This is a genomic window from Nocardia sp. NPDC050799 (genome assembly GCF_040654015.1).
Lineage (GTDB): Bacteria > Actinomycetota > Actinomycetes > Mycobacteriales > Mycobacteriaceae > Nocardia.
In genome coordinates this window covers 1-6270 of record NZ_JBFAHF010000081.1, presented here as the reverse complement: position 1 = coordinate 6270, position 6270 = coordinate 1, and the positions used below count along the sequence as shown (strand labels likewise).

Here is a 6270-nt window from a genome sequence, read left to right as displayed (position 1 = left end):
ACTTCGACTCCTCCGACACGACAATCCTTTCCGCTGAAGCAGGCCGCCTCAGCTTGTCGGATCACCGCCCCGCCCACAAGATCGCTGACAGTCCCTCCCGGACCAGCGGTTATGTCTGGTAGCGGCTCGGGCTGCGTGCGGGGGCGGTTGGTGCTTGGCTTGGCTGCCGATGGGGTCGATCGGTGTGCTGGAGGTCAGGTTTCGTGGCAACGCGGGTGTTCGCGGATGAGGAGATGGCGCGTTTTCGGGGGTTTCCGGATATCAGCCGTGAGGAGTTGTTCCGGTTCTTCACGTTGACTCCGGCCGATATCGCGTTCGTGACGCCGGGGCGGGGTCGCGGCCCGGCCGAGCGGCTCGGGTTGTCGGTGGCGTTGTGTTCGCTGCCGTGGCTGGGGTTTGTGCCGGATCGGGTGGCCGAGGCGCCGGTGGTGGCGGTGGCCAGGCTTGCGGAGCAGTTGAGCGTGGATGCGTCGGTGATCGGTTCCTATGACAGACGGGCGCAGACCCGCACGGAGCATGTGCGGTTGGTGGTGCAGTATCTGGGTTGGCGGCCGGCTGGCGCGATGGAGTTGAAGGAACTGGATGAGTTCCTGCTGGCACGGGCGATGGAGCACGATTCGCCGACGTTGCTGTTCCGGACTCCAGGTGGCAAGGCGCGCTCGATGATCTTGTCCAGTACCGGGGTTGTCGGCAGCCTGGCTGGGCTACAGGACCAGTGACGGAGGCGAAGGCGCTCAGGAACCGGTCCAGCATCCGGTGATCAGTGTGCGCGGCAGATAGTCGGTCTCGACGGGCGGTCGCCAACCCTCGCGGCGGTGGGCGAGGGCGGCTAGGGCGAGCGGTTCGAGGGGAAGCAGAGTGCGAGGCCTGCCGAAGAAGCCGGGCAGGATGCCGATCTGGACCAGCGACTCGGTCATCTCTGTGAAGGGGTCGGGCACGGTGCCGTACTGGAGCAGCAACTCGGTCAACTCTGTGTTGAAGGCATCCTGGTCACCGGCGGCCAAGGCGCGTAGCCCGCGCAGTGCGGTGCGGTGCGGTAGGTCGGAAAAACTCTCTCCCACTTGGACTCGGGAAAGCGCGGCGTCGATAGCGGCGACCACCGCTTCCCTGGACGGCGGGTAGTCGTCGTCCTCGTTGCCCGTATCCCCGATGACGTAGGCCATCAGGCCGTTGACCAGCTCGACGTTGGGCTGGCCACTAATTTCGTCGTCAAATTTCTCGCGAGCGAAGGCGAATGCCTCGCCATGCCATTGCGCCTTCTCGGAGAGGATCGCCAGGCAGAAGGCGTTCAGCCACTGGTTGGCGGCGATAGGATCCGGGTCGCGCGGGGTTTGCGCCTGGTAGTCCATCCCGAAGTTCGCATAGTCGAGGAACACGAAGAAGGTGGTGTTGTTGAAGTAAGCGGCGCACTGCACGCCACCGGCGGCGGCCTCGGCGGCGTTGTCGAGGACGGCTTTGACCTCTGGAGCGTCGAGGTCGGGCACGACGACGGAAAGAGCACCCAGATAGTCGAGGAACTCTTCCGCGATCAGCCACCACTCGTAGGTTCCGATCGGGCCGGCCTTCGACATGGAATGGCATTCGCCCTGGATCCGCTCGGCGAAGCCATCGCGAGCCGCTGCCAGCACGGCTTCATCCATCCGGCAACGCTCTATCCGCATCTCTCACCCTTATCTATAAACACGTGTGGATCATCTGCCGATCACAAATGACGTTGGCGGTAAACGCTACCGGCGACTACCAACCGCTCACCGGCGACCAAGGGCCCCGCAACGTGAGCAGCTCTGGGTTCGGAGTTCGACCCGGCGCGAGGGCAAGCGGCAGGCCAATCTCACCGAGGGCCGTCACGACCTGGCCCGCAACGTGTATCACGGCCGCAAGGGTGAGGTGCACCAGGCGTACTACGCGGGCATGGAGGATCAGCTGTCCGCGCTGGGCCTGGTATTGAACTGTGTGGTGCTGTGGAACACCGTCTACCTCGACCACGCCGTCACAACCCTGCGCGAGCAGGGCTATCCAGTGCTCGACGACGATGTGGCGCGGCTGTCGGCATTCATCCGCGCCCACCTCGGCCTGGACGGGCACTACAGCTTCGTGCTTCCCGACCTGGGTGGCCGCCCGCGCCCGCTGCGCGACCCCGACGCATCCGACCTGGACTGAGCGCGGCGAAACACCAGGCGTGCGAAGCTGGACGACGTGAACGGACCGCTCGGGCAATGGCGATCTTCGGGCGCCCGAACCGATCCAAGCCCTTGTGCCACTCGGTCAACGCCTCGGCCTGAGCCTCCGGCGACTGATCCCACCCGGCCCAATGCCGCAACGCAGGTAGCGTCAGATCCTTGGCCAGATACCCACCGCTGAACGACAGGGCCTTCTCCAGCTTCCCGTCCCGGTTGCGCTGCGGCCGCATCTCCACCTTGTAGCCGCCGACCTCCTCCTGCCCACCCTCTTTCCAGCGAGGGCGAGGCAGAATCCCGACCGCACGCAACTCCCGGAGCCACACCGCCTCACTGCCCGCGGCCGCCGCGATCGCGCGCACACGCCGCTCCATCGCTTCGCGATCGGTCTCCGGTGCACCCACACGTTCCTGGCGAGCAGCCCGTGATCACGCGGAAGCCGCGGACGGGCCGCGGCGATCGCGGCCCGCAGCCGCTCCCACCCGATCCTCTCTCCTCGGATCATGGCGCCGATGTCCTCATCGGGAATGTTCGGGTCGATCAGGATCCCCAGCAAGTCGTCCAGCAGCGCCTGCCGGTCCTCACCGGTCTTGCCGCGTTCGGCGAGTTGGTCTTGGGGCGTGAGGAGCAGTAGCGCCGAATCCGGCGCTAGCGCGAGTCGGACTGGACGTTTGTCGGAGCGCCAGCTTTCACCCCGCCGGTACCGCACATAGTTTCCAGAGTCGCCCCCACCGCAGACCGGTCAAAACGCCAGGTCGCCACCTGAACTACCGCGTATAGGCAGCAGCTATGTGCGGTAGACCCTTAGCGCCGGATCCCGTTCGGATGTGTACTCCAGTGTTGATTCCCCCAGCTCGCCGAGACCCTCCCGGGGCATCGCAGCATTGGCGCCGGATCCCGGCCGGTTACACCACTACCCCAATGACCGGGAGGGGTACCTTCCCGGTCATCCACAGGGTTTGATCATTGCTCGGCCGGCCGGATGCGCTGCCCGAGTTCGCCCAAGATCCAGGCTCTGTTCGTGCCGTCGCCGTAGGGCATCCATGACCAAAACCGCCGTTGGCCTGCTTTCCGTTTGACCCATGGCCTCTGCACCATCCGCCCCACCTACTTCTGCATCGAGCCACACAACCCTCGAAGCAAGTGTGTCAGTCGCCTCCGAGGTGCTGCGTGCCCTGGAACGCCGGGCCGCCGGCAATCACCGCAGTGCCGAGGCCGAAGCTGGCGTGATCTTGATCGAGGCGGTATCACCATATGTCCGGCTGGGCACGATGCTCACCGAGATTGGCGCCGAGATCGAGTTGACCGACGAGGAACTCGCCGGTCCGATCGCGATCGGAGCCCGCCGAGAGAGGTTAACCTCTAACGACCTGATCCGCAGTAGTGCAGGGAGTGTCGGTAGGGGGCGGCACTCCCCGCACTACAGCGAATCAAGTCGTTAGCGCCGGATCCAGTCAGGACGTCTATTGCCCAGTCTTTCGCCCAGCACAGCACCAGCCTTGTTCTGCCACGTGGTGGAGCGGTTGCAGACGAGCGCGCGTGAACTCGGCCCGGCGCTCGCGGACCGATTCGAGCATGCGGCCACGCACACGCGCGGCGCCCTCGCCACAGTCGCGGAAGGCGAGCAAGCCGGATTGCAAGCGATCGCGAGACCGGAGAGCTCTGCTGAGCAGGCAGGGACTGGGGTACCGATCTACGGCCGGACCATAGCGGGCGAATGGAAGACGATCGACCCGGACCGAGTCGTCCGTGCACGGGCGTTCAACTCCGCCGGCGAAGTCGTCGGCGTCATATACCCGGACCACGTAGCGTACTTACATAGCCGCTGGGATTGGATCAATCGAGGGCCGGACGAAACACTGAGAACCCTGCAGGTGTACCAGGTGGAGCCATCCACCGAACACGATGCACACGTCTTCTTTTCCTTCGACCGTCCTGAGGAACCGAGACCATTCGGTGATGATCCCAACACGATCTCTCTCCACGGCATGGGGGGGCATACCTTCGCGGTCGGCATCGATCCGTCCCTCGATAAGCCGTACGGAGAGCAGGTGTTGCTGGGGCCGAAGTCCGCCGGCAGGCTGGTCGCCACCGACCCCATATACACGGAGGAGGTCGCACCCATGCGCAAAGACCGCGAGGTTGTCGTCGACTCCTGCTCTGCCGGCGCCGATGAAAACGCGGCAAGAGACTTCGCCGATCAGCTTTTCACGACAGGGACAGCCGACGGAACGCTCTATTTCCCAACCGACGACATTCTCGCCGGGAGGGGCACGCTGCCTGACGGATCCAAAGTACCCTACTGTTCTGTCGTGGCCAACTACGACGAGTACCGCAACCCTTTGCCGCTATGGCGAAGCATCACCAAGGACGACACGCCCGAAGCGCTCCCAGAGCCGTAGGGGTCCCCGGACCAAAGCCTCCGGGCCAGGCCGGTACTCAGCGAATTCCGACCACCACCTGGCCGCTCCACCAGGCGCTTCCAACGGTGCCATCGTGACTCATACTGGCCATCGCTCCCGCGCTGCAATCGGAGGCCACCTGGGACTGCTGCAAGAGTAGGTGACAGGTTCGGTCAGGCAGCCTGAGTGGCTGGTGTGGTCATGATTGCTTCGTATTCGATCGGGGTCAATCTGCTGAGCCTGTTCTGTCGCCGTCGGCGGTGGTAGGTCCTTTCGATCCAGGTCACGATCGCGATCCTGAGCTCGCCGCGCGTGGCCCACGGTCGGCGGTCGAGGACGTTCTTTTGCAGCAGCGCGAAGAACGATTCCATCGCGGCGTTGTCGCCGCAGGCACCGACCCGTCCCATCGATCCGACCATCGCGTGGGTGCCCAAGGCGTGGACGAACTTCCGGGAGCGGAATTGCGACCCGCGGTCGCTGTGGACAATGCAGCCGGCGACCTGGTCGCCTGCTGCGCTGCGCCTGGCCGCGGCGGAGGCCAGGGCATCGACCGCGAGGCGGGCTTTCATCCGTGAATCGATCGAGTAACCCACGATCCGGTTGGAGAACACGTCCTTGACCGCGCAGAGATAAAGCTTCCCTTCGCCGGTGTGGTATTCAGTTATATCCATGAGCCATAACATGTTCGGCGCGTCGGCGGTGAAGTTGCGTTCGACCAGATCCTCATGAACGGGTGGACCCGAGCGGCAGTTCTTGGCGCCGCGTTTCTTGCCGAAACTGCTCCACCACTTGTTCGCCGAGCAGATCCGCCACGCGGTCCGCGCCGCCATCGGCCGACCCGCGGCCGCTGCCTCGTCGAGCAGGAACCGATATCCGAACTCGGGATCGTCGCGGTGAGCATTGAACAAGGCATTCGCCCGATACGCGTGGTCGAGATCAGCGGCAGTGACCGGATCGGCCAACCATCGGTAATACGGTTGGCGCGCGATCTTCAGGACCCGGCACGTCACCGCGACGGGAATCCCGTCGGCGGCCAGCTCGCGGACGAGCGGGTAGATCATTTTCCCGGCAGGTTCGCCTGCGACAGATAGGCCGCCGCCCGACGCAGGACCTCGTTCTCCTGCTCGAGCAACCTGATCCGTTTACGCGCTTCCCGCAGCTCAGCGTTCTCGGCAGCAATAGTTCCCGGGGAAATGCCGTCCTCGACATCAGCGGTCTTCATCCAGTTGGCCAGACACAACTCGCTGATCCCGAAATCGGCCGCGATCTCCTTGAGCTCCTGGCCAGGTTCTCGATTGCGAGCGACCCGCACAACGTCGTCGCGGAACTCCTTGGGATAAGGCTGGGGCACGGTGTCCATCCTTCCAGCAGTGCCACATGGCACCACAGATCAGATGTCACCTACTCGTGCAGCAATCCCGATGACCGGGCCGGCGATGTTGAGCGAGTTGGGAATGGAGCCTGAACCCGTGCGTCGATAGCGTGTAGGGCCTGAACCACGAGAGGACACCATGCACGCTCCTGCCTTTGTTTCTATCCTCGCTACCGGCGTCGTCGGTAGCGCGCTGCTGTTTCAGGCCGCGCCGGCCTCAGCCGGAGTTATTGTCAATTCCTGTGGATCTCCATTTTTCTCAGGTTGCTCGCAGCCAGTGATCGAGGGCTGCGAAGTGCTCGCCGCTGAGTCCTCGGAA

General features: G+C 64.3%; 6 protein-coding genes and 2 pseudogenes. 5 read left to right on the top strand and 3 right to left on the bottom strand.

Annotated features, from left to right (window positions below; translation table 11 throughout):
- Window positions 1–203 precede the first annotated feature (203 nt).
- Window positions 204–638: pseudogene (locus tag AB0H42_RS35295) on the top strand (DUF4158 domain-containing protein); the annotation flags it as partial.
- A gap of 96 nt (window positions 639–734) precedes the next feature.
- On the opposite strand, the gene AB0H42_RS35290 reads toward AB0H42_RS35295, so the two are convergent.
- Window positions 735–1640: an Imm49 family immunity protein gene (locus tag AB0H42_RS35290; RefSeq protein ID WP_357064135.1), complete on the bottom strand. Its 906-nt coding sequence runs from the start codon at window positions 1638–1640 to the stop codon at window positions 735–737.
- 46 nt (window positions 1641–1686) lie between these two features.
- On the opposite strand from AB0H42_RS35290, the gene AB0H42_RS35285 reads away from it, so the two are divergent.
- Window positions 1687–2160 carry a Tn3 family transposase gene (locus AB0H42_RS35285; RefSeq protein ID WP_357064132.1) on the top strand — a complete coding sequence of 158 codons (474 nt, stop codon included), beginning with the start codon at window positions 1687–1689 and terminating at the stop codon, window positions 2158–2160.
- A 429-nt stretch (window positions 2161–2589) separates the two neighbouring features.
- Here the strand turns inward: AB0H42_RS35285 and AB0H42_RS35280 are convergent.
- Window positions 2590–2787: pseudogene (locus AB0H42_RS35280) on the bottom strand (hypothetical protein); the annotation flags it as partial.
- 535 nt (window positions 2788–3322) lie between these two features.
- Here AB0H42_RS35280 and AB0H42_RS35275 point away from each other — a divergent pair.
- Both AB0H42_RS35275 and AB0H42_RS35270 read left to right on the top strand, forming a co-directional pair.
- Window positions 3323–3619 carry a hypothetical protein gene (locus tag AB0H42_RS35275; protein ID WP_357064129.1) on the top strand — a complete coding sequence of 99 codons (297 nt, stop codon included), beginning with the start codon at window positions 3323–3325 and terminating at the stop codon, window positions 3617–3619.
- Window positions 3620–3691: 72 nt separating this feature from the next.
- Complete coding sequence (locus AB0H42_RS35270) at window positions 3692–4579, top strand: hypothetical protein (protein ID WP_357064127.1); 888 nt, start codon at window positions 3692–3694, stop codon at window positions 4577–4579.
- A gap of 173 nt (window positions 4580–4752) precedes the next feature.
- Here AB0H42_RS35270 and AB0H42_RS35265 read toward each other — a convergent pair.
- A protein-coding gene (locus AB0H42_RS35265) for an IS3 family transposase (protein ID WP_357064137.1) occupies window positions 4753–5930 on the bottom strand; the annotation gives its coding sequence in 2 pieces (ribosomal slippage) (window positions 4753–5643 and window positions 5646–5930; 1176 coding nt in all).
- A gap of 160 nt (window positions 5931–6090) precedes the next feature.
- On the opposite strand from AB0H42_RS35265, the gene AB0H42_RS35260 reads away from it, so the two are divergent.
- Window positions 6091–6270 (top strand): hypothetical protein (locus tag AB0H42_RS35260; protein ID WP_357064124.1); only part of this gene is annotated, 180 nt, incomplete at its 3' end.